We start from the raw sequence: 22,976 nt of genomic DNA, 5'->3' as shown, positions 1-22,976 counted from the left end.
GCATGACGAGAATCCGCCGGCTCGGCGCGGGTGCTTTCGCGCTCGGCCTGGCCGTCACGGCGATCACGGCGCAGGCCGCGCCGGCCGCCGCGTACTCCCCCTCCGTGCCGGACCTCGGCACCCACGTCACCGTCTTCGACCCGAGCCAGCCGGTCAGCGAGATCCAGGCCACCCTGGACGCCGCGAACGCCAAGCAGGTCGACAACGAGATGGGCACCGACCGGTACGCCTTCCTCTTCAAGCCGGGCACCTACGGCACCGCCGACCAGCCACTGCAGGTCAAGGTCGGCTACTACACCGAGATCAGCGGCCTGGGCGCCAACCCGGGCGACGTGGTGATCAACGGCAAGGTGGAGGTCTACAACCGCTGCCTGGAGAACGGCGGCACGAGCAACTGCCTCGCGCTGGTCAACTTCTGGCGCACCGTCTCCAACCTGACCGTCAACATCAACGGCAAGGGCCAGGACGGCTGCCGGTCGACGGCGAACTTCTGGGCCGTCTCGCAGGCGGTCTCGCTGCGCCGGGTGAACTTCACCGGCGGCACCCTGTCGCTGATGGACTACTGCACCGCCGGCCCGCAGTACGCCTCCGGCGGCTTCATCGCCGACGCCAAGGCGGAGACCATCGTCAACGGGTCGCAGCAGCAGTGGCTGACCCGCAACAGCGAGGTCGGCAGCTGGTCGAACGGCGTGTGGAACCAGGTCTTCTCCGGCGTCAAGGGCGCTCCGGACGAGTCGGCGTTCCCCAACCCGCCCTACACCACGGTGGCGCAGACCCCGGTCAGCCGGGAGAAGCCGTACCTGTTCGTCGACGCCCAGGGCAGGTACCAGGTCCGGGTGCCCGCCGTGGAGCGCAACACCACCGGCGTCACCTGGGACTCCCCCGGCCGCACCCTGCCGCTGAGCGCCTTCTACGTGGCGAAGCCGGGTGACCCGGTCGCGAAGATCAACCTGGCCCTGGCGCTCGGCAAGCACCTGCTGTTCACGCCGGGTGTCTACAACATCGACCGCACCATCGACGTGATCCGGCCGAACACCGTGGTGCTCGGTCTCGGCCACGCCACGCTGACCGCGGTCAAGGGCGCCACTCCGCTGCAGATCGAGGACGTGCCCGGCGTGGCCGTCGCGGGTCTCTCGATCGACGCGGGCACGCAGAAGTCGTCGGCGCTGCTGCGCGTCGGCCGCAAGGGCAGCCTCGGCCTGCTCACCACGCCGAAGAACCCGACCTCGCTGCAGGACGTCTACTTCCGGGTGGGTGGCCCGCACGTCGGCAAGTCCGACACGGCGCTCGAGGTCAACAGCGACCACGTGCTGATCGACCACACCTGGGTGTGGCGCGCCGACCACGGCGCCGAGGGCTTCACCGGCGGCGACACCGAGCGGTGGAACACCAACACCGGCACCTACGGCGCGGTGATCAACGGTGACGACGTGACCGCCACCGGCCTGTTCGTCGAGCACTTCCAGAAGTACAACACCGTCTGGAACGGCAACGGCGGCACCACGATCCTCTACCAGAACGAGCTGCCGTACGACCCGCCGACGCAGGCGGACTGGATGAACGGCTCGGTCGAGGGCTACGCGGGCTACAAGGTCGGCGCCAAGGTCAAGACCCACCAGCTGTACGGCGCCGGGGTCTACGTGTTCAACCAGAACAACCCGTCGATCCACACCGAGAACGGCTTCGAGGTCCCGCAGACGCCGGGCGTCAAGCTGCACCACATCATGACCGTCAACCTGAGCGCCGGCACGATCGACCACGTGGTCAACGGCGTGGGCGAGGCGGCCGACACCACGAAGATCGGTGTGCCGGTCTACGTGAACGACTACCCCGCCGTACCGTAATCGGGGTTCTTGGAACAAGCGGTGGTCACTCTCTCAGCGGAGAGTGACCACCGCGTTTCTTTTTCCGGCGATCCCGGGTATCCCGGAGAGATGACTGCGAGCACCGCTGAACCGTCGCTCAAACGGGTGATCGGGCCGGGACTTCTGCTGCTATTCGTCGTCGGCGACATCCTCGGCACCGGCGTCTACGCCCTCACCGGCAAGGTGGCCAACGAGGTGGGCGGTGCCGTGTGGCTGCCGTTCCTGCTCGCCTTCGTGGTCGCGCTGCTGACCGCCTTCAGCTACCTGGAGCTGGTCACCAAGTATCCGCGGGCGGCCGGCGCGGCGCTCTACACGCACAAGGCGTTCGGCCTGCACTTCCTCACCTTCATGGTGGCCTACGCGGTGATGTGCTCCGGGCTGACCTCGGCGTCCAGCGCGTCCAAGGCGTTCGCCGGGAACTTCGGCTCGGCCCTGCACGCCGACCTCGCCCCGACCGCGGTGGCGCTCGGCTTCATCACCCTGGTCGCCCTGATCAACTTCCGTGGCGTCGGCGAGAGCGTCAAGGCCAACGTGGTGCTGACCTGCGTCGAGCTGACCGGCCTGCTGATCGTGATCGCGATCGGCGCGTGGGCGATCGGCGGCGGCGAGGGCGACCTGTCCCGGCTCGGCGACTTCAACACGCCGCCCGGCGAGAGCATCGCGCTGTCGGTGACCGCCGCTACCGCGCTCGCCTTCTTCGCCATGGTCGGCTTCGAGGACTCGGTGAACATGGCCGAGGAGACCCGCGACCCGGTGCGGATCTTCCCGAAGGTGATGCTCACCGGGATCTGCCTGACCGGGCTGATCTACGTGCTGGTGGCCATCTCGTCGGTCGCCCTGGTCCCGCCCGCACAGCTCGGCGAGGGCGAGACGCCGCTGCTCAAGGTGGTGCAGGCCGGGGCGCCCGGGTTCCCGATCTGGCTGTTCGCCTGGATCACCATGTTCGCGGTGGCGAACAGCGCGCTGATCAACATGATGATGGCCAGCCGGCTGCTCTACGGGATGGCGAACGAGAAGGTCCTGCCGCGCGTGCTCGGCTGGGTGCATCCGACCCGGCGTACCCCGTGGGTGGGGATCGTCTTCACCACGCTGATCGCGTTCGGGCTGATCTGGTTCGCCGACCTGACCGCGCTGGGCGGCACCACCGCGCTGCTGCTGCTCTGCGTCTTCACCGTGGTCAACATCGCGGTGCTGGTGCTGCGCCGGGACCGGGTCGAGCACGACCACTTCCACGCGCCGACGGTGATCCCGGTGCTCGGGGCGCTGGCGTGCGCGTTCCTGGCCAGTCCGCTGAGCGGGCGGGCCGCGGAGGACTACAAGGTGGCCGGGGTGCTGCTGCTCATCGGGGTGGGGCTCTGGGCGATCACGTACACGGTGAACCGGTTCGTCCGGCATGAGGAGCCACACCATCTGGTCGAGTGAGCACCCTGATCGTGGCTACGGAAGGTGATGTGGGAAGCTGCGCGCTACCACATGCACCCTCATCTCCTGCCCGGAGGCCCGATATGGCATCATTTCTCTCCCTTGTGGCCGGGCTCGTGATCGGCCTGATAGCCGGCTGGTTCATTCGGGGTCGTCGTGACGGGGCTGCTCAGGCGGCGTCCGTCACGGCTGCGCCGGTTGCTGCCGCTTCGGCTGCCGCTGAGTCCGCTCCCGTTGCCGCTGCCCCCTCCCCCGTCGCCTCCTCTTCCTCCGGCGCCTCCTCCTCCGGCGCCTCTTCCTCCGGCGCTTCGGAGTCCGGCTCCTCCGCCGTCGCCGAGCCCGCCGCGGTCGCCGTCCTGGTCGACGAGGACAAAGCGGACGCGGTTGCCGAGACCGCGGTCATCGAGCCGGTGACCGAGGTGGAGACGGTCGTGCTTCCGCGGACCGAGCCGGCCGCCGAGACCGTCGTCCTTCCCGCGGCCGAGCCGGCCGCCGAGACCGTCGCTCTTCCCGAGGCCGAGCCGGCCGCTTCTCCCGAGGCCGAGCCGGTCGCTGAGACCGTCGCTCTTCCGGAGCCGGGCGCGGTGGCCGAGCCGGTCGAGGCTGCGGAGCCGGTCGTCGCCGCCGAGCCGGTCGAGGCTGCCGAGCCGGTTGTCGCGCCGGAGCCGGTCGTGGCCGCGGAGCCGGTCGAGCCCGCCGCTGTCGCCGAGCCGGTCGGAGCCGAGGCCGTCGTCGCCACCGAGGAGCCCGCCGCGGCCGTCGCCGCCGCCGAGCCGGTCGCCGCCGAGCCGGTCGCCGCCGAGACTGTCGCCGTCGTCGAGGAGCCGATCTCCGAGGCTGCCGAGGAGGCGTCGCCGATCGTCGAGCCGGTCGGGGTCACCGAGCCGGACGACCTCACCAAGATCGCCGGCATCGGCCCGAAGGTCGCCATGGCCCTGGCCGCCGCCGGCATCACCACCTACGCCAAGCTGGCGGCCAGCGACCCGGCCGAGCTCAAGCAGGCGATCATCGCCTCCGGGATGCGCGGCTCGGCGAGCCTGAACACCTGGCCGGAGAAGGCCAAGGCGCTGATCGGCTGACCAGCCCCCGCACGTCGCGGCCCGGTGTCCACGGACGCCGGGCCGCCGTCGTTCGCCCGCACTCCGGGGAGGGTTACCGCCGCGACCGTATTGTTACCCAGACCACTGCGAAAAGTAGCAGCTCAGGAGCGGCCCGGCCGATGAAGGGAGCCGTCCGGTTGCCGTCCCCCCAAGGAGCACACCATGGCCGTCAAAGCTGTCACCACCTCGACCTGGAGCAGCCACGTCGCCTGGAGCCGCCTGCAGCGCGCCCAGCGTCAGCTCGCCGTGGACCTGAACGCGGTGGACGCCAGCCCGCAGACCGTCGCCTCGGACCGGGCCACCATCGCGACCGCCTCGGCCGAGGTGGCCCGGGTCGAAGCCACCCGCGCCGCCCAAGTCGCCGCGCTCAGCGACCCCCGCCCGCTCCCGGCCGGCCGAGTCCTGGACATCACCGTCTGAACCCGCCCCGACCGACCCGGCCCTGTTCCCTCCCCGCGGCCGGCGGCTCGGCATCACCGCCGCGCCCCGGCGGGCGGGTCGGCATCAGCGCCGCATCCCGGTCAGCAGATCGCGGCGGGCGGGTCGGCCTCGTCGCCGGGTGGGTCAGCCGCGTCGCCAGGCGTGCCGCTGGACCAGCAGGGTGAGCACCCCGGCGATCACGATCGCGGTCAGGTTGATCACCAGCTGCAGGGCCGAACCGCCGGCCTCGGCCAGCAGCCGCCCCGGCTCCCGGCTGCCGATCACGTAGGCCAGCGCCACCGCCGTGTTGGCCGCGGCCGGCACCGTGGTCACCGAGATCAGCACGCCCACCAGGGTGCCGGCCTTCGCCGAGGTCAGCGACAGCATCCCGGCGACCCCGCCGAGGAAACCGACCACCCAGGACAGCGCGTCCGGCCGCCAGATGAAGTCGGTCAGCGGCCGGTCGGCGAGCAGCATCGACCGGTCCACCAGGCCGGCCGCGGTGAGCAGCCAGACCGCCAGCATGGTGACCAGCATGCCGATCGGGAAGCCCACGCCCAGGGCCATCAGCGACCGCCGGACCAGCCGGTACTTGCGTTGCACCAGGCCGACGCAGAGCGCCGCGAGCGGCCCGAACTCGGGACCGACCACCATCGACCCGACGATCAGGATCGGCTGGTCGAGCAGCACACCGAGGGCGGCGATCACGGTCGCGATGATCATGAAGGCCAGGAACGAGGCGGACAGCTCGGTCTCCTCGCCGGTCTGATGTTCCAGCTCGTGCCAGACGACCGCGTCGACGCCCAGCCCCGGGGTGCGCCGCGCGGCCCGGTCGGCGGCCGCGCTCAGGGCCGCGTCGACGCGCTCCACCACGATCGAGCCGTCCCGGTCCAGGCCGAGGTCACGCAGCTGGTCGAGCAGCCGGCTGGCGCCCTCCCGGACCACGTCGAACTCCAGCAGGTCGCCGCGCGGCGCCACGGCGACACCGGGCAGCACCACCAGGTGCGTGACCGCCTCCTCGGCAGCGAGCAGGTGCTGAACCTTCTCGGAGACGGCGGCCGGCGCGATCACCCGTACGTGAAGCATCTCGATCTCTCACCTCGGACCGTGAGTCTAGAGGCGATCTTTCCGTTCACCCTCCTCGCGCGGCGCGCGGCGGCCGGTGACGGATCTCCGACACCGGATCCGGTGAAATCGGCACACCGTGGCGGATCCGCCGGAAGTTCCCGGCACGACCACGTCGGACCTGCTAGATCGCCGCACAACGCCCGCAACCCGACAAAGATCAACAACGGAAGGTCATCGGGCGCGGACACTTCGTAATCTTCCGGGGGTTCCGGCCCGGCGCCGAACGTCGCACCATGGACCAAGGGTGATGCGATGAGCGGGCGACGACTGGCGGTTGTGGTGACGGTCGAACACCACGACGATCCCGTCCTGCGCAGATACGCGGTGCCGTCGGCGGACGTGCGATCTCTCGCCGCCGTGCTGGGCGATCCCGGTCTGGGCGGGTTCGAGGTGGAGTTCCTGCAGGACCCGGAGACCTGGGACACCTACCAGCGGTTGCAGGCCCTCTGCGACGGCCGGAGCGGCGCCGACAGCCTGCTGATCTATTTCCGCGGCATCCTGCTGTCCGGCCCGGCCGGCGGGCTCTACCTGGCCACTCCGGACACCGTCATGCAGCGCCCGGCCGACACCGCGGTCGACGTGACCAGGATCGACGCGCTGATGCACCGCAGCCAGGCCGGCCAGATCGTGATCGTGCTGGACGGCCGCACCGGTGGCCCGGTCGACGCCGGCGCCTACTTCCCGGCCGCCCGCGCCGCCGACGCCCGCAGCCGCGTGGTGATCACCGCGGCGGCCCGCCCCGAGCCGCCCACCTTCGCCGGCCTGCTCGCCGACGGGATCCGGGGCGGCGCCGCCGACCGCGACCGCGACGGCTACATCGGCATCGACGAGATCTTCGACCACCTGCGGGAACGCGACCCGACCGCCCGCCATTGGATCTACGGTTCCGGCCGCCAGCCGTACATCGCCAAGGTCCGCAAGCCCGGCAGCGACCAGATGGCCGTGATCGCCGAGCTGGCCGCCGCGGCGGCGGGCCGGGACCTGCCGCACGCCGCCCGGTCCCGGGCCACCCTGAGCCGGATGGCCACCGGCAACGACCGGGTCGCCGCCGCCGCTTCCGCGGCGCTCCGCCGCACCTCGCTGCGGGTCGCGGAGACCTCGATCGCTTTCGGCCGCGTCGCCCCGGGCACCCAGCAATTGACGGTACGGGTGCCCGTCACCGGCCCACCGCTGGTCGCCACGTCCACGGTGACGACGTCGGCGGACGACCTGCACGCCACGTTGGAGGGTGACCAGCTGCGGGTCTCGTGGTTCCCCACCGCCGGCCGCCTGGACGGCGTGGTCACCGTCGACGGCCCGGCCGGCTCCGCCCAGCTCACCGTCACCGGCGAGGTCTCGGACACCTACGCCGAGTCCGCACCGGCAACCGCCTTCCCCGCGCCGGGCACCACTCCGCACGGCGGTCCGGGCACCGTCCCCCAGGGTGCCCCGGCAGTTCCCGGGCAGGGCGGTCTTCCGCCGCACGGCGTTCCCGCTGTTCCGCTGCAGCCTGCTCCGGCAGCCTCGGGCCAAGGCATTCCCGCCGCTTTCCCGCAGGGCGGTCCCGCCCTCTCCGCGGAGGCCGACTCCCCCGCAGCGCCGCAATCGCCTCAGCAGGCGGCCCAGCCAGTCCCGGCACCTCCGCGTGTTCTGCCGCCGCCACCCCCGCAGTGGTACAACGGCAACGGCACGCAGCCCCCGGTCTCCGGCCCACCGGCCCCGTCCGGCACGGCGAGCCAGCCCACTTCCGGGCCGCCGCACGGCCAGCGGCCCGAGCAGCCGACTTCCGGGCCGCCGCACGGCCAGCGGCAAGCGCAGCCCACTTCCGGGCCGCCGCACGGCCAGTGGCCCGGGCAGCCCACTTCCGGCGCTCCTCAGGGGCCATGGCCCGGACAGCCGTCGCTGAGCGCCCCGGTCGACCCTTGGCCGGACGCGCCCACCTCCAGCGCTCCTACTTCCGGCGCTTCGCCACAGTTCCACCGGCCGCCCTCCGGCGCCCCGGTGGATCCGTGGGCAGCATCCGCCGACCAGCGACAAGCCGCGTCCGGGCAGCCCCAGGGAAACCCGACCGGCCAGCACCCCGAACCCCCTCCCGGTCGCGCCGAGCCCGCACCCGACCAGGTGTCGCGCCCGCGCTACCAGGCGTCTCCCACGCCTTACCAGGTTCCGCCCGTGACCGGCCAGGTGTCGGCCCCGCCCGGCCAGCTCTTCCACCCGCCCGGCCAGCCCTTCGCCCCGCCCGGCAGCAGTCCCGTGCCCGCTCAGCGCGGCTACTCCGGCGGCCCCCAACCCACAGCCGATCCGGACGACCAGGTCACCCGGCCACTGGGACCGGGTCAGACCCCTCCGCCGAGCGGCGTCCAGGGACAAGCTGCTCCACCGCACGGCGTCCCGGGACGAAGTGCTGCGTCGCAAGGCCTTCCGGGGCAGACCGCCTCTTCGCACCACGACTCCGCGGCGGAGCCGGCAACGACTCCTCGCGGCCCATGGTCGGGTCGGCCGCAACGTCCCGCCACGGCGTCCAGCGGTTGGTCCGACGGTGCCACCGAGGAACTCGCCCGCCCGAGCGGCACCTGGTGGGCCCAGTCCCCCGACGCCGGCCAGCAGTCCGGCCCGGCCGCGTCGACCACCGCCGCGGCGTGGCCATCCACCGAGACCCCCACCCAACGCCAACCCGAGCCCGGCAGCGCACCGGCCGAACCACCGGGCCAACGCCAGCCCGAGCCCGGCAGCGCACCGGCCGAACCACCGCGCCAGCACCAGCCCGAGCCCAGCAGCGCAGCTACCGAAACACCTGGCCAGCACCAGCCTGCGCCCGGCAACGCAGCCACCGAAACACCTGGCCAGCACCAGCCTGCGCCCAGCAGCGCAGCCACCGAAACGCCTGGCCAGCACCAGTCCGCGCCGGGCGGCGTGCCCACCGGAACGCCCACCCGGCAGGCGAGTACCACTACCGGTGTCACGGCACTGCCGCCCACTCAGCCGAGCGGACTCTGGCCCGACGAGACATCTGGCGCCGGCTCCGCCCCGGCGACTGCCGATTGGTCCAGCGCGCAGTCGAGCACGAACGACACCGCGCCCACGGACGAGACCGCAGCCGTGGAGGAGCTTTCCGCGGCTCCACGGATCGTTCCGTGGCCGGGCTCCTATTCCGCTGAGGCAGAATCCTCGGAGCGCCGCGAAGCCCGAGACACCGACCCTCGCGAGCGCCCGGAGTCCCGGGACGGGGACGAGGACGAAGTCCAGTTCAGCCAGCCCATCGGCGTGCGGCCTTATCGTCCGGCCGAGGTCGGCAGCGACACGCCGGCCCAGCGCGGCCCGCTCGTGGACGATCAGCAAGCCGCAGCGGACAGCGGCACGTGGAGCGCTGCCGACCCGGCGTCCGGAAGCAGCCTCGGTCCCGAAACGTCCGGCGACGCCATCCCGGTCGCACCGGACGCAGCCGACTCGACCGGGCATCGCCTGGCGCCTCCGGTCGACGGCGACCAGGTGGCTCCGAGCCAGCCGGATCAGGCGGCCTCGGATCCGGCAGCGGTGACGCTGCCGACGGACATCTGGCCGGGTTCTCCGGCTGAGCCGGCGACCAGCACGCAGAGTCTCGGGCTGTGGCCGAGCTCGCCCACGGTGTCGGCAACCGCCGCCAGCTCGCCCAAGGCACCAACGACCGACGCCGAAGGTCTGCCCAGGTCGCCGGGGACCGACGCTGAAGGCTCGCTCAGGGTGCCGGGGATCGGCGCTGAAGGTTCGCTCAGGGTGCCGGCGGCCGACGATCACAATTCGCCCGCGGCGCGGGCAACCGACGATGACAATTCGCCCGCGGCGCCGGCAACCGACGGTGACAGTCCGCCCGCAGCGCGGGCAACCGACGATGACAATTCGCCCGGGTTGCTGGCGGCCGCTGCTGGCATCGCTGCGGAGCCTGACGAACGGCGACCAGTCGATGATCAGGATGCCGAGGCGCTGCGCGCGAGCTCCGGGAACTCCACGCAGACCTGGCACGTGAGCGCGGACGCCGAATCGGGCGCCGAGGCACGGAACGAATCCCGCGCCGGCGTCCGCCCGGATGCGGGCTCTACCCGCGATCGGTGGGACTCGGTTCCGATGGACTCCGGCAGCGACACCGTGGCGTGGCAAGCCAGTCCGGCCGACGACACGGAAGAGCAGCACATTCCGAGCGCACCCCACGTCGCCGAGGTCTCCGCGGCTCGCACGCTCGACGGCGATGATCAGAGCAGCGACGAGAGCAGGGCCGCCACCAACGGAGCGGCCAGCGCCGCGGAAACCGACAGCACTGGACGCACCGGGAGCAGCGGGAGCACCGGAGACAGCGGAGGCAGCGGGAGCAGCGGCGGATCTGAGCGTGCGGGGAGCGGCGCTGCGGCCGGGTTCGCCGGTGGCTTCGTGGGCAGCTGGCTCGCCGCGCAGTCGTCCGAGAAGACCGGCAGCCAGGATGACCGTGACACACCGGACGCTGCCGCCTCGGCGGGGCATCACCCGGAGCCGCCGGCCGACGAACCACAACCCGGCGCACCCGACCTGGCGACTTTCCCACCGGCGGCGAGTCAGTCGGCGCCGGTGGTCGCGACCGCCGATGGCGACCCGACCGGATCGTGGCCGGCGAACGGATCCGCAACCGCGGGAGCGGCTCCTGGCGGGCCCGCCGGCCCGTGGCCCGGCGACCGCGTCGCGCACGACGACGCGATCGAGCGGACCCCACCCGGAACCGGGTGGCCGGTGCCCGCGGCCGCGAGCGACGCCGGCGACGCGGGCCATGCCGCCCAGCCGGACCCGGCCGGTCCGGGAGGGAGCTGGCCCGCCGACCAGAGCAGGAACGCGCCGCCCAGACTCCCGTGGGAGGCGGGCTCGGCAGCGGCCGCAGCCGGCGGCTGGCCACGCCCCGCCTCGGAAGACCGCCCGGCTGATCCGGCGGCCGGCGCCACCCAGAGCCGGCCCGGATCGGGCTCCCCCGCGTGGGGCGGACATCCCGCGCCGGGTCAGGCTCAGACGCCCGACCGCGGCCAACCCGGCTGGCCCGGCGACGCCGGCCAGCGATCGGCAGCCGACGAGACAACGGTCCCCGGCATGGCAGCCGCCGCCGGGTGGCCGGACGCCGACGACCCCACCCGGCAACAGGGCCCGGCCATCGCTCCGGGACACGGGGCCGGTTTCGGCGGTACGGCCGGACCGGGTGCGGACTTCGGCGGAGTCGCCGGCGCAGTCCCGAACAGCGGGACCGCCAGCGGCGGCAGCATCGCCGGATCGCCGTCGGGGCGGGTGAGCTGGGACGGCCCGGACGACTGGACGCGGGCGGGCGGGCTGGCCGGCGCGCCCGGCGTCGCGGGATCGCCGGCTGCCCCGGGCTGGCAGCAAGGACAGGCCGGACAGGGTGGCTGGCAGCAGGGACAGGCCGGACAGGGTGGCTGGCAGCCGGGACAGGCCGGACAGGGTGGCTGGCAGCCGGGCCAAGGAACGAATCCCGCTTGGCCCACGTCGCCCGCCGGCTGGCCGAACTCGCCGAGCTGGCAGCAGCCCGGCGGCGCGACGGCACCCCCGAACGGCGCCGGCTCCTACCCGGAGGGCCGTCCGGCGTCCCGCCGGCACCTGCGGGTCGCGGGCGTCCTCCTCCTCGCGATGGTGCTGGCGGCCGGGGCGTACCTCGGGATCCGTTACGTGTCCGGCCGGAATGACGAGCCGGTCGCTCAACCGACCGCCACCGCGCCCCAGCAGCAACAGCCCGGCGGAGGCCAGTCGGCAGTCCCCACCCCGCCGACCGATCCGGCGCGGAAGGCGCCGGCGAGCCTTGCCGTCCCGGTCGTGGTCGACACCGTCAAGGGCGTCGGGCGCGAGCCGGAAGGCGTCGTGGTCTCGCCGGACAACGGCACCGTTTACGTCGCTGACCAGGGCGCCAAGGAGGTGTTCTTCATCGGGGCGGACGACAAGAAGATCGCCTCGGTCGCGGTGCCGAACACGCCGCGCTTCCTCGGGCTGTCCAAGGACGGGACGAAGCTTTACGTCTCGATGTTCGAGAACGACTTCAGCGCGAACGGCATGGCGGTCATCGACACCGCCAAGCGCAGCCTGATCAAGTCGGTGAAGACCGGGCCACGTCCCTTCGAACCGGCGGTCGCCGCGGACGGCCGGGTCTGGCTGCCGATCCACAACGGCGCGCGGGTGGAGATCTACGACGGGACCACGCTGGCCAAGGTGCAGCAGATCAGCGTCCCGCCGAATCCGCACTGGGTGGACTTCCTGCCGGACGGCACCCGGGCCTTCACCTCGGACCACGAGTCCAGCCGGATGTCGGTGATCGACACCAGGACCGGGCGGGTGCTGAACAACATCACGGTCGGGCGGTCGCCGCACAGCGTGGCGGTCACCCCGGACGGCAAGACCGTGCTGGTCACCAACTACGACGTGAACACGGTGGAGTCCTACGACACGACGACGCTGAAGCTGATCAAGCGGTACTCGGTCGGCAAGCTGCCACAAGCAGTCATGGTGTCGGCGGACGGTGTGCACGCCTACGTGGTGAACGAGGGCTCGGACACCGTCTCGGTCCTCAACCTGGCCGACAAGCAGATCACCGCCACGATCAAGGTCGGCGACAGCCCGCGGGTGATCGCGATCTCCCCCGACGGCCTGCGTCTTTACGTCACCGCCGGGCGCGACGGCGCGGTCACCGTGCTGAAGGCGGCCGAGGAGTGATCGATACTCTTGCCGGATGCGCCTGCTGACCTTCAACGCGCTGTTCACCGGGGACGTGCGGGTGCGGCTGCGGGCTCTCGGCGAGATCCTGCGGGCGTCCGATTTCGACGTCGTGTGCCTGCAGGAGGTCATGTACCGCCCCCACGCGAACCTGCTGCGCCGGGAGTTTCCGCACTCGGCGTGCGCGGGCGCGGTCGTACTCAAAGGGGGTTTGGTCGTGCTGTCCCGGCGGCCGATCGAGCGGTGGCGCTTCGTCCGCTTCCCGATGAGCGGACCGGTGCGGCCGGAGTTCCTGATGCGCAAGGGCGCGCTGGTCGTGGAGATCGGTGAGCTGGTCATCGTGAACACGCACCTGTCGGCGAACCGGGACGACGACTGGTCGCCGGACAACCGGTACACCCGCGTGGAGCGGGCCGAGCTGGACGTGCTGGCCCGGCTGCTGGCGGACATCGGTCCGGACCGGCCGGTGGTGGTGACCGGTGACCTGAACCTGCCGCGGGACGCCTCCGTCCTGCGGGATTTCCGGACGGCGGCCGGGCTCGCCGACGCGATGGCCGGCGATCCGCGACCGACCTATCGCCCCACGCCGCAGTGGCCGCACCCGCCCGCATTCGATCACCTCCTGGTCCGTGGTGGCATCACCGCGCACGCCGATCTGGTGCTGCAGGACGAGGTGGTCCTGCCCGGCGGGCGACGCGTTTTCCTATCCGACCACTACGGGGTGGCGGCTGACATCTGACCACGGTCTGATTTCGGAATCAGACCGTGGTCCGATCAGCAACCGAGGAATCCCTGGTAGCTTCGCCTCATGGCAACGGATTCCGGTGTTGACCGCGTCATTCTTCAGCAGTTGGCGGACCGCGAGCGGGCCGCTTTCGTCGAGCGGCATCCGCGGTCCGCGGCGGCCTACAGTCGCGCCGACCATCTCTTCGGGCGCGTCCCGATGACGTGGATGAACAAGACCGCGGCCGGCTTCCCGGTCTACCTGAAGACCGCCCGGGGCAACCGCCTGACCGATATCGACGGCAACGAGTTCGTCGACTTCTGCCTCGGCGACACCGGGGCGATGGCCGGCCACTCGCCGGCGCCGGTGGTCACGGCGGTCACCCGGCGGCTCGGCGAGCTGGGCGGCGCCACCACGATGTTGCCGACCGAGGACGCCGCGGTGGTCGGCGCCGAGCTGGCTGCCCGATTCGGATTGCCGTTCTGGAGTTTCGCGCTGACCGCGACCGACGCCAACCGGTGGGCGATCCGGTTGCTGCGCGCCGTCACCGGGCGGCCGAAGATCCTGGTCAACAGCTACTGCTACCACGGCTCGGTGGACGAGTCGCTGATCGTGGTCGGCCCGGACGGGCACGGGCGCAGCCGGGAGGGCAACGTCGGCGCGCCGGTCGACGTGACCGAGACCAGCCGGGTCGCCGAGTTCAACGACCTGGCCGGGCTGGAGCGGGAGCTGGCGCACGGGGACGTCGCCGCGGTGCTGATGGAGCCGGCCCTGACGAATATCGGCATCGTCCTGCCCGAGCCGGGCTATCTCGCCGGGGTCCGCGAGCTGACCAGGAAATACGGCACCTATCTGATCAACGATGAGACGCACACCTTCTCGGCCGGGCCGGGCGGCGCCACACGGTTCTGGGGCCTGCAGCCGGACGTGCTGACGATCGGCAAGGCGATCGGCGGGGGCGTGCCGGTGGGCGCCTACGGGCTCTCCGCGGAGCTGGCCGACGCGTTGACCGGGCGCGGCGATCTCGACCTGGTCGACATGGGCGGGGTGGGCGGCACGCTCGCCGGTAACCCGGTGTCGATGGCGGCGACCCGTGCGACGCTGGAGGAGGTGCTCACCGAGGGCGCCTTCGCCACGATGATCTCGACGGCGACGGCGTTCGCCGACGGCATCCAGAAACTGATCACCGCGCACGGTCTGCCCTGGTCGGTGAGCCGTCTCGGCGCCCGGGTGGAATACCGGTTCGCCGACCCGGCTCCCCGCAACGGCACCGAGTCGGCCGCCGGCGCCGACGCGGAGCTGGAGGACTTCCTGCACGTCTACCTGGCCAACCGTGGGGTGCTCCTGACGCCGTTCCACAACATGGCGCTGATGTGCCCGGAGACGACGCTCGACGACGTCGCCCGCCACCACGAGATCTTCGACGCCGCGCTGACCGAGCTGACCCGCTCCTGAGCCGGCCGGGACCGAGCGCGCGGCGATGGGACGTGGCTAGCGGCGCGGCCGGCGGAGCGTGCCAGGAGCGGGTGTCCGGGTCGGGCCAGGAGCGGGTGTTCAGGTCGGGCCAGGAGCGGGTGTTCAGGACGGGGCCAGGAGCGGGTGTTCAGGTGGGGCCGGGAGCGGGCGTTCGGGTCGGGGCAGAGGGGCGGGAGGTGGCTCGGGGTGGGCGGAACGTGAAGGCGTACACGCCGCGTTGGCCGGCGGCGTAGAGATCGAGGCTGTCCGGTGTCCAGGCGCACTCGAAGAGGGCGCCGTCGACTCGCATCGCGGCGATCGGCTCCGGATCGCCGGTCAGTTCTCGGAGAGGCCAGACTCGTAGTTCACCGGACTCACTGGTGGTGGCCAGCCAGCGGCCGTCCGGGGAGACCGCGCCGTGGGTCACCGGGTCGTCCGGGAGAGGGGCGGCGGCGATCAGGCGGATGGTTCGGGGGTCGAAGAGAGCGACGCTGACAGCATCGATCACCACGATTCGGTCGGCGACTGACTGGATGGCGCGGACCCGCGGACCGGCCGTGGTGGGAAACGGCCAGGCTGGGCCGGAGCGGGTGCGGTCGGTGCGGAATTGCCAGGTGGTCAGGGTTCCGGAGTCGTCCGCGAAGACGAGGCGGTGGCGGGGCAGGAAGGCAGCGGCCTGGACGGGGCGGCTGTGCGTGCGGCGGAAGAAAGCGGTGCCGGTGACCGATCGGATCTCCACGGCGCCGTGCTCGTCCCACTGCGCGACGAGGTCCTCGTCGGGGGACACCGCGCTGCCGGCCGCCGTCGACCATTCCTCGACCCTCCACGGCGCCTCGGGCTTGGGGGTGGGGCGGTGGAGGAGGACTGTTCGGCTGGGGCAGCGGGCCAGCAGCCAGCGGTTGTCCGGGGCGGGGATGCATTGGAGGACCGGCTCGCCGGTGGACCAGATCGCGGTGGCGGTGGCGTCGGTGCTGCGCCACAGGCGGACCACGCCGTCGCGGCTACCGGTGGTCAGCTCGGTGCCGGCGCGGGTGAGGGCGCAGGTGTTCACCCAGTCGATCGGGCCGGCCACGGTTTCCTGGACGAGGCGGGGCAGGTCCCAGACACGGATGGTGGCGTCGCTGCCGGTGGTGATCAGGGTGCGCCGGTCGGCCGCGAGCACACCGGAGGTCACCCAGCCCGCGTGCGCGCGGACCAGAGCGACCTGCGGACCGTAGCGGTCCCAGACCCGGACCGTGCCGTCCTCGCCACCCGAGATGATCCGGTCGCCGGAGACGCACAGCGCGCTCACACGGCCCCGGTGCCCGCGCAGCACAACCGGCGGGCTGTCACCGCCCGACGCGACCGGCACGCTTTCGGCGGGCAACGAGTGCACATGGATCTCGCCGTCGGTTCGGCTCAGCGCGACCCACTGCCCGACCGGATCCACCGCCATCGCGGTGATCAGGGCACGTTCCTGCGACGAGTCGATCGTCGTCCCGGACGGCGCTGGGCGGGGAGCCACTGACCCGGGAGTCGGCGACGGGGCGGGGCCGGAGGCGACCGGCGACGGGAGCGGGAGGGGGTGGCTTCGGCCGGTTCGGAGGTGGTGTTCGGTGAGGGTGCCGGTTGCTTCGACGGTCAGCAGTCGGTCGGGGGTCAGGAAGGCGCAGCTGACCAAGGGATCGGCGGAGAACCAGGTGAAGGACCGGGCGTTCTGATCGAAGACGGCCAGCTCGCCGCGGCTGCTCACCGCTGCGATCCGGTCGGCGGACGGGGTTACCGCGAGCGCGGGGATCTCGCCCGAGGTGGTCCACAGGGTTTGCTCCAGGAGTTGACGCCGCACGTCCCAGAGCCGCAGCGTTCCGTCCGCACCGCCTGACACCAGCCGGGTGCCGGCCGCTGCCAGGGCTTTCACGCCACCGGCGTGGGCGGTCAGCCGGCCCAGGAGGGTGCCGGAGGTCGCCTCGACGAGGGTGATCACGCCGTTGGTGCCGCCGGCCGCGAGGCTGCTGCCACCCGGTGCGGCCTGGTGGGCGACAGGGGCGGAGGCCGCTGCGGCGCTGGGCGCACTGGTGGACGCGCTGCTCGGGGCGTCGGCGGGTGCGCTGGTGGACGCGCTGCTCGGGGCAGTGGTGGGTGCGGCGGCGGCGCAGTCGAGCCAGCCGGTTCCGGGGGTGATGACTCGGGTCAGGCTGTCGGGGCCCACGTCGGGTAGAGGCCATCGGGGACGCAGGGCGGCTCGGGGGCGTTGTTCGGCGGCGAACTTGGTCACCTCGGCGGCCAGTTCGGGGGAGCCGGCGAGCTGGGACAGCAGGACATCGGCGAACGCGGCGGCCGGACGGATCGGGCGCAACAGCGGGGCCGCTCGGGTCAGGCGAGCGCGCAGCGCTGTCGCGCGCGGGTCAGGCAGGCGATCCAGATCGGCCACCATGGCGGCTATGCCAAGCATCGGGATGCCGATCGCCAGGCGCTGGAGGTCGGTCGTGACCACGAACAGTTCGTCCCACCAGCGGGCCTCGCGCAGGTGGAAAGCGAGGTGTCGCCACAGGTAGCGGTCCGTTTGCGGCAGCGTCCACCACGGGCCGCCGCTGCGCGGGCGGGCCATTTCCACCAGGCGGCGATGCACTTGCGGCAGCTCGGTGTCCGGGAGGCGATCTCGGACGTACGCCCGGAGCACGTGACCCACGCTCGTGGCCCCGCCGGCGTGGTGGACGAGGCGGAGGCGGGCGAGGGTCGTACGCACCTCGGAGGAAGCGGCCGGGGACAAACCGCCCGTGCCGGACCACAGCAGGTCCAGGGTCTGATCCGGGATCGCCGCGCCCTCCGGCAGGATCGCGAGTTCGAGGAGTCGCCGCTGATCAGGTTCGGACAGCAGATCCAGGGCGGCCTGCACGACCCGGTCGAGGGCGCGCTCCCGCTCGCCGGGCACCGCCGGATCCAGCGCCACCGTACCGTCCGCACCGAGCTGGTCGACCAGCCGCTGCGCCGCCCCACGCAGATCCATCGGCGCCCGCACTCCCCCGCTCGATCCGCCCCGCGAAGCCCCACTCACCTGCGGGGGCGCCGGGTCAGAGGCGGTCAACGACGTCGGCGAGGTGGGGGTCGGCGAGGTAGCTGTACCGGGCGTGTTGGTGGCGCCGGAAACGCCGGGACACGGGGTGGGGCCGGAAACGCCGGGACGCAGGGTGGTGGAAGATGCGCCGGGCCGCGGGGTGGTGGCGCCCGAAACGCCGAGACCCGGGGCGGTGGTGGGAGGCGGGCTGGGATGCCGTGCGGTGGTGTGTTCGCGGAGGAGGGCGTTGGTCAGGGTCAGCAGGAGCGGCCATCGGCCGGTCAGGGACAGCAGGGCGGTGAGATCCGGCAGCGGCAGGCCGAGGAGGCCGTGCAGGAGCGTGGCGGTGGCTTCGTCGTGCGTCATCCGGCCGACCGCCACCTGCGGGGCATCCGGGCCGAGCAGGCCGGCCACCCGGGTGGTGACCACCCGCAGGCTGGCCGGGCCGCCGGTCAGGAACGGGTCCAGCTGGTCCGTCGTCCAGACGTCGTCGAGCACCAGAAGCAACGGCGGATGCTGATCCAACACGGTCGCCAGCCGCCGGCCCGCCTGCATCGGTGAGACCACCGCGGGCCGCTCCGCGCCGACCCGCGTCATCAGGTCGCCGATCAGCTCGGCGAGGCTCGCGCCGGTCCGCCGCTGACCGACGGCCGCCCACAGCACGCCGCCCGGGAATCGTTCGCGGACCTCGGGCAGCCGGCTGACCTGCTCGACCAGCGTGCTCTTGCCGAAACCGCCGGCACCGTGGATTCCGACGACACCGGGCTGCTCGGGGTCGGCAGGCGGGGCGAGCACCAGTTCCCGCAGCCGGTCCTGGAGCTCGACGCGCTCCACCAGGTCACCCGGATCCACCGAAGGCCGAGGCCCGGGCACCGGCGGCGGCCCCAGGCCGGACGACGCCAAGCCCACCGGCGCGGAACCCCGCGGCACGGATTCCGTCGGCGCCGAGCCCGACGGCACGGAGCCCGCGGGCATCGAACCCGGCGGCACGGAACCCGATCGCGCGGAATCCGGCGGGACCGAGGACGGCGGGACCGGGACGGGCGGCTTGCGGGCGCGGCCGAGCATCGCGCCGGCCGCTCCGGCCCATCTCCGCCACCGTATGCCGTGCGTCACGGTGGAACCAACGGAGCTGGGCCGTGCCCGGCTACTGCTTGACCAGCTTCCGCAGCGCCGAGACGACCGAGTGGTCGCTGGTGGTCGCGTAGATCTTCTTGTCGTCGCCGACCAGGACCGAGAACGGGCAGGCCGTCTCGTCCCCGGTCAGCTTCTTGTCCAGCAGCTGGCGGCGGGTGGCCACCTCGTAGACCCGGAGACGCCAGTTCGCGTGGTAGAGCGCGGCGGTGGACGGCTTCGGCTCGTCGTACTTGCAGTTCCTGATCTTCGTACCGGTGGTGACCCGGTCCAGGCAGGCGACCATCTGCACGTTGGCCGGGTCGTCGCTGGCCCAGGTGCGCTCGGCGGCGTCCGAGGTGCCCTCGTCGTCGAAGTAGTAGACCGGGTTCTTGAAGCGCACCGAGGTCGGGTTGTTCTTGGTCAGCAGGACCACCGGGTGCGGGGCCTTGCCGGAGCGTTTCGGCGCTGCCGGGAAGTAGGTGTTGTCGTCGCAGACCTGGTTCAGGTCGTAGATGTCCTTGGCCGGGACCCCGCTGGCCACCGGGCCGGTCGACTCCGCGGTCGGCTCGGTCGCGTCCGGCCCGGGGGCGTCCGGGTCCGTGGTGTCCGGGTCGAAGGTCGGATAGTCCGAGGGCAGGCTGTACGGGAAGTCGCGGGCGCCGTCCCGGGCCGAGTCGGCGATCCGGTTACCGATCACGGCGATCCCGCCGATGCAGAGGACGATCACCGCGATCACGCCGGCGATGATCCCGCCGGCGACGGCGCCACCCCGGCGGCGGCTGGCCGGGCTCGCCGGGGGCGGCGGCCAGCCGGGTGTGCCGTATCCCGGGGGCGCGGGGTAGGCGCCGGGCGCGGGGTAGGCGCCGGGCGCCGGGTAGGGCCCCGGCGGGTAGGCCCCGGGTGGCGGGGCCGGGTAACCGGCCGCCGGCTGCCCGGCGAACGGCGGAGGCGGCTGCGGAAAAGGCTGAGCCGGAGGGGGCGGAGGCTGCGGAAAAGGCTGAGCCGGCGGAGGCTGCGGAAACGGGTGATCAGGAGGGGACGAGGCGTCGCCGGGCCGCGCCCACGGGTCCGACGGCGGCTGGCTGGCCGGCGAGATCCACGGCTCCGGAGTCGTCGGCCAGGCGCTCGGCGCCGCAGCCGGCTCGGACACCGGCGACGCGGGAGGCTGATAGGCCTCGGGAGGCGGCCCGGACGAGGGCGCGCTGGATGGTTGCGAAGTCGGCTCCGGCGTCGTCCCGCCGCCGGATTCAGCCCCCGTGCCGGTCACTTGGTGTCCTCCCCTGTCCGATGCCGGCCAAATGTATCGAGACTTGTCACATCAGCCGAGCCCGGGTGACCCTCGCGACATCGGGGCCCACCCGGCGTGCACACCGAGATCAGAGCCGAGTACCCGACCGGCTACCCGCCGTAACCGCGCTGATCCGGCAACCGCCGGCCAGACAAAAGGCGCGGTCAGAGCCGGTCGACCGTGCACTCCTCCAGGAACGCCAGGTCCGGCTCCCAGCCCAGCCCGGCCGCCGACGGCACCGCGACGAAGCCGGACTCGCAGACCACCGGCTCGGTGGTGATGTCCCGGGCGTAGTACTTGTCCGAGCCGGAGACGTCGGACGGCAGCGTGAAGCCGGGCAGCGAGCTGAGCGCCACGTTCGCGGCCCGGCCGATGCCGAACTCGTGCATGCCGCCGCACCAGACCGGGATGCCCTCGTCCCGGGCCAGGTCGTGGGCGCGGACCGCCGGGGTGAGGCCGCCCATCCGGGACACCTTGATGTTGAGGATCCGGCCGGCCCCCAGTCGCAGCGCGGTGACCAGGTCCTCGACGTCCTCGACCGACTCGTCCAGGCAGAGCGGCGTCTCCAGGATCTCCTGCAGGGCGGCGTGGGCGACGAAGGCTCGGGGCGCGTAAGGCTGCTCGATCATCAGCAGCCCCACCGTGTCCAGGTGGCGGAATATGTCGCGCTCAGCGAGCGGGTAGGCGCCGTTGGCATCCACATGTACCGAGATTTCCGGAAAAGACGTGCGGACCGCCAGCACCGGCTCGACGTCCCACCCCGGCGCGATCTTCAGCTTGACCCGCCGATACCCCTCGGCGACCCGCAGCTCCACCTGCGCCAGCAACTCGTCGATCGACGGCTCGATCCCCAGCGACACCCCCGCCTCGACCCGCGCCCGGCTCCCGCCGAGCGCCGCCGCCAGCGGAACCCCCTGCCGAGCCGACCACAACGCCCACGCCGCCATGTCGAACCCGGCCCGCGCGAACTGGTTCCCGCGCACCTTGCCGAGCGCCGCCGCCAGCTCCGCGGGATGCTCCCACGCCGCCCCCAGCACCAGCGGCCGCAGGTGGTCCCGGGCCACCGCCCAGCAGCTCTCCACCGTCTCCGCCGAATAGAACGGCCCGCTCGGCGAGGCGATCTCGCCCCACCCGACCGCGCCCGACTCGTCGGTGATCGCCACCAGGATGTGCTCCAGCTCCCGCTTGGCGTGCGAGCTGGTCCGGAACTGGTGGACCAGCGGCAGGCGCACCCGCCGCAGGTCGACGCGCTGGATTCGGATCATGCTCCTTCTTCCACCGGTTCTTCCACATAGAGGCCGAGCTCGGCGGCGAGCGCGTCACGCTCGCGGAGGCGCCGTCCGGCGCCTTTGGAGCTGGCGATGGTCAAGGTCGCGAGCAGGTGCAGGACCAGCGCGATCGAGGTGGGCGAGTTGGCGTACGACGCGCTGCCCGTGCCGACCACGATGCGCGTGGTGGCGACCGTGGTGAGCGGGGCGTCCTCGGCGTCGGTGATCAGGACGAGGTCGCCACCGTGGCGTACGTAAGCCGAGGCGACCTCGACCGTCTCCCGCCGGTAACGCTCCAGCGAGACCGCGACCAGCAGATCTCCCTGCCGGATGTCGCTGAGCACGTCGAGCGCCCGCAGCGACGCGCCGTCCACCAGGTGCACCGCGGAGAGCCCGGCGCTCAGGTCGGAGGCGAGCAGCGACGCGTAACTGAGCGACTTGCCGTAGCCGATCAGGTAACGCCGCCGCGCCGAGACGATCAGCGCGGCCGCCCGCTCGATCGCGTCCTGCTCCGCGGCCCGCGCCAGCGCCTGATCGAATTCGGCCCGCTGCTGCTCCAGCACCCGCTGCTTGAGCACCTGCGCCGAGCGGCGCTGGACGTTCCGGTCGAAGCGGTCGGCGGGGGTTCCTCGGGAAGTCACGCCCCATCCTCGCCGATCGCGAACAGGTAGGCCGCCCGCACCGGGTCGCCCTCCGGCCGCACCACGTCGACCAATGTCCGCCCTGCCGCGAACTGGACCAGCAGCTCCTGCCGCAACCAGGCCCGATCCGCCGGGTCCGGCGCCGCCGACCGGTCGCCGGCGGCGACCACGACCGCGGACCGCCGCCCGCCGCCGGCTTCGCGCCGCTCCGGATCGTCCGACCCGTTCCCGGTACGGCCGGAGGCGCCGGGCAGCGGATCCGTATCGGTCAGGTCCCAGCTCACCAGGATCCGGTCGGTGCCCGGCTCGCCGTAGAAGTCCGGCAGGAACCGGATCCCGGCCGCGCCGAGCACCGCGAAGTTGAAGTGGGCGTTGCGCAACGCGTACGGATCGAAGGTCCACCGCATCGTCCGCGCCCCGGTGCGCCGGGCGGCGGCGGCCTGCGCGTACTTCAGCAGCCGGCCGATCCCGGCACCCTGCGCCGCCGCCGCGACCACCGCGGCCTGCGAATAGTGGTAGAACTCGCCGCCCGACGTGCCGGCGAAGCCGTAGCAGAACCCGGCCAGCGCACCGTCTCCGGTGAACGCGCCGAGGACCGTCCCGCCGTTCTCCCGGAGGGCGGCCAGCAGGCGCGGGTTGAGGCCCCACTCCGGCGCGGTGTAGCCGAACACCTCGCGGTAGAGCGCCCCGGCCGCCGTCCACTCGGCGATCCCGTCCAGGTCCCGCACCACGACATCCATCGGCGGCCCCTCCCCTGATCCACTCGGCCGGTAGGCATCGCTCGCCAAAGATAGCGACCGTATAAATGCCATCCTGACGGCACAGCAGCTC

The 22,976-nt window shown here is 72.6% G+C and carries 13 protein-coding genes; 7 read left to right on the top strand and 6 right to left on the bottom strand.

The genetic code is table 11. The annotated features are described in order from the left end of the window. Positions 1-2: 2 nt before the first annotated feature. The 4 genes from BJY16_RS19870 to BJY16_RS19855 all read left to right on the top strand — a co-directional run bounded on the left by BJY16_RS19870 (position 3) and on the right by BJY16_RS19855 (position 4,807). Positions 3-1,844, top strand: coding sequence for a pectate lyase-like domain-containing protein (locus BJY16_RS19870; protein WP_185041092.1), 1,842 nt, complete (start codon positions 3-5; stop codon positions 1,842-1,844). A 90-nt stretch (positions 1,845-1,934) separates the two neighbouring features. Beyond that, positions 1,935-3,287, top strand: a complete 1,353-nt coding sequence (locus BJY16_RS19865) for an APC family permease (protein WP_185041091.1) — start codon at positions 1,935-1,937, stop codon at positions 3,285-3,287. Between the two features lie 410 nt (positions 3,288-3,697). Next, positions 3,698-4,366, top strand: coding sequence for a helix-hairpin-helix domain-containing protein (locus BJY16_RS19860; protein ID WP_185041090.1), 669 nt, complete (start codon positions 3,698-3,700; stop codon positions 4,364-4,366). Between the two features lie 183 nt (positions 4,367-4,549). Then, the gene (locus BJY16_RS19855) at positions 4,550-4,807 is read left to right on the top strand and encodes a hypothetical protein (protein WP_185041089.1); all 258 of its coding nucleotides are present in this window, start codon (positions 4,550-4,552) and stop codon (positions 4,805-4,807) included. A 144-nt stretch (positions 4,808-4,951) separates the two neighbouring features. On the opposite strand, the gene BJY16_RS19850 is transcribed toward BJY16_RS19855, so the two are convergent. Next, the gene (locus BJY16_RS19850) at positions 4,952-5,893 is read right to left on the bottom strand and encodes a DUF389 domain-containing protein (RefSeq protein ID WP_185041088.1); all 942 of its coding nucleotides are present in this window, start codon (positions 5,891-5,893) and stop codon (positions 4,952-4,954) included. 294 nt (positions 5,894-6,187) lie between these two features. Between BJY16_RS19850 and BJY16_RS19845 the strand changes: the two genes are divergently transcribed. The 3 genes from BJY16_RS19845 to BJY16_RS19835 all read left to right on the top strand — a co-directional run bounded on the left by BJY16_RS19845 (position 6,188) and on the right by BJY16_RS19835 (position 14,798). Further along, complete coding sequence (locus BJY16_RS19845) at positions 6,188-12,619, top strand: YVTN family beta-propeller repeat protein (RefSeq protein ID WP_185041087.1); 6,432 nt, start codon at positions 6,188-6,190, stop codon at positions 12,617-12,619. A 16-nt stretch (positions 12,620-12,635) separates the two neighbouring features. After that, on the top strand, positions 12,636-13,358 hold the full coding sequence (locus BJY16_RS19840; protein ID WP_185041086.1) for an endonuclease/exonuclease/phosphatase family protein: 723 nt from the start codon (positions 12,636-12,638) through the stop codon (positions 13,356-13,358). A 69-nt stretch (positions 13,359-13,427) separates the two neighbouring features. Beyond that, on the top strand, positions 13,428-14,798 hold the full coding sequence (locus tag BJY16_RS19835) for a transaminase (RefSeq protein ID WP_185041085.1): 1,371 nt from the start codon (positions 13,428-13,430) through the stop codon (positions 14,796-14,798). Positions 14,799-14,946: 148 nt separating this feature from the next. Here BJY16_RS19835 and BJY16_RS19830 read toward each other — a convergent pair whose 3' ends face one another. The 5 genes from BJY16_RS19830 to BJY16_RS19810 form a co-directional block, all read right to left on the bottom strand. Next, a complete protein-coding gene (locus BJY16_RS19830; protein WP_185041084.1) occupies positions 14,947-18,666 on the bottom strand; it encodes an NB-ARC domain-containing protein in 3,720 nt (1,239 codons plus the stop codon). Between the two features lie 313 nt (positions 18,667-18,979). Then, positions 18,980-19,684, bottom strand: a complete 705-nt coding sequence (locus tag BJY16_RS19825) for a hypothetical protein (RefSeq protein WP_185041083.1) — start codon at positions 19,682-19,684, stop codon at positions 18,980-18,982. Positions 19,685-20,400: 716 nt separating this feature from the next. Next, the gene (menC, locus tag BJY16_RS19820) at positions 20,401-21,501 is read right to left on the bottom strand and encodes an o-succinylbenzoate synthase (RefSeq protein WP_185041082.1); all 1,101 of its coding nucleotides are present in this window, start codon (positions 21,499-21,501) and stop codon (positions 20,401-20,403) included. Then, the gene (locus tag BJY16_RS19815; protein WP_185041081.1) at positions 21,498-22,145 is read right to left on the bottom strand and encodes a MurR/RpiR family transcriptional regulator; all 648 of its coding nucleotides are present in this window, start codon (positions 22,143-22,145) and stop codon (positions 21,498-21,500) included. Before BJY16_RS19815 ends, menC begins: the two co-directional genes overlap by 4 nt. Continuing rightward, entirely contained in the window at positions 22,142-22,885 is a 744-nt protein-coding gene (locus BJY16_RS19810) for a GNAT family N-acetyltransferase (protein WP_185041080.1), read from the bottom strand. Before BJY16_RS19810 ends, BJY16_RS19815 begins: the two co-directional genes overlap by 4 nt. Between the last annotated feature and the right edge of the window lie 91 nt (positions 22,886-22,976).

The organism is Actinoplanes octamycinicus, from assembly GCF_014205225.1.
In the GTDB taxonomy this organism is placed as follows: domain Bacteria; phylum Actinomycetota; class Actinomycetes; order Mycobacteriales; family Micromonosporaceae; genus Actinoplanes; species Actinoplanes octamycinicus.
This window is presented reverse-complemented; position numbering and strand designations above follow the sequence as displayed.

Bases quoted from the DNA above. Each gene is read 5' to 3' on its own strand.
- BJY16_RS19870 (WP_185041092.1), top strand. From the start codon at position 3: ATGACGAGAATCCGCCGGCTCGGCGCGGGTGCTTTCGCGCTCGGCCTG.
- BJY16_RS19865 (WP_185041091.1), top strand. From the start codon at position 1,935: ATGACTGCGAGCACCGCTGAACCGTCGCTCAAACGGGTGATCGGGCCG.
- BJY16_RS19855 (WP_185041089.1), top strand. From the start codon at position 4,550: ATGGCCGTCAAAGCTGTCACCACCTCGACCTGGAGCAGCCACGTCGCC.
- BJY16_RS19850 (WP_185041088.1), bottom strand. From the start codon at position 5,893: ATGCTTCACGTACGGGTGATCGCGCCGGCCGCCGTCTCCGAGAAGGTT.
- BJY16_RS19845 (WP_185041087.1), top strand. From the start codon at position 6,188: ATGAGCGGGCGACGACTGGCGGTTGTGGTGACGGTCGAACACCACGAC.
- BJY16_RS19840 (WP_185041086.1), top strand. From the start codon at position 12,636: ATGCGCCTGCTGACCTTCAACGCGCTGTTCACCGGGGACGTGCGGGTG.
- BJY16_RS19835 (WP_185041085.1), top strand. From the start codon at position 13,428: ATGGCAACGGATTCCGGTGTTGACCGCGTCATTCTTCAGCAGTTGGCG.
- menC (WP_185041082.1), bottom strand. From the start codon at position 21,501: ATGATCCGAATCCAGCGCGTCGACCTGCGGCGGGTGCGCCTGCCGCTG.
- BJY16_RS19810 (WP_185041080.1), bottom strand. From the start codon at position 22,885: ATGGATGTCGTGGTGCGGGACCTGGACGGGATCGCCGAGTGGACGGCG.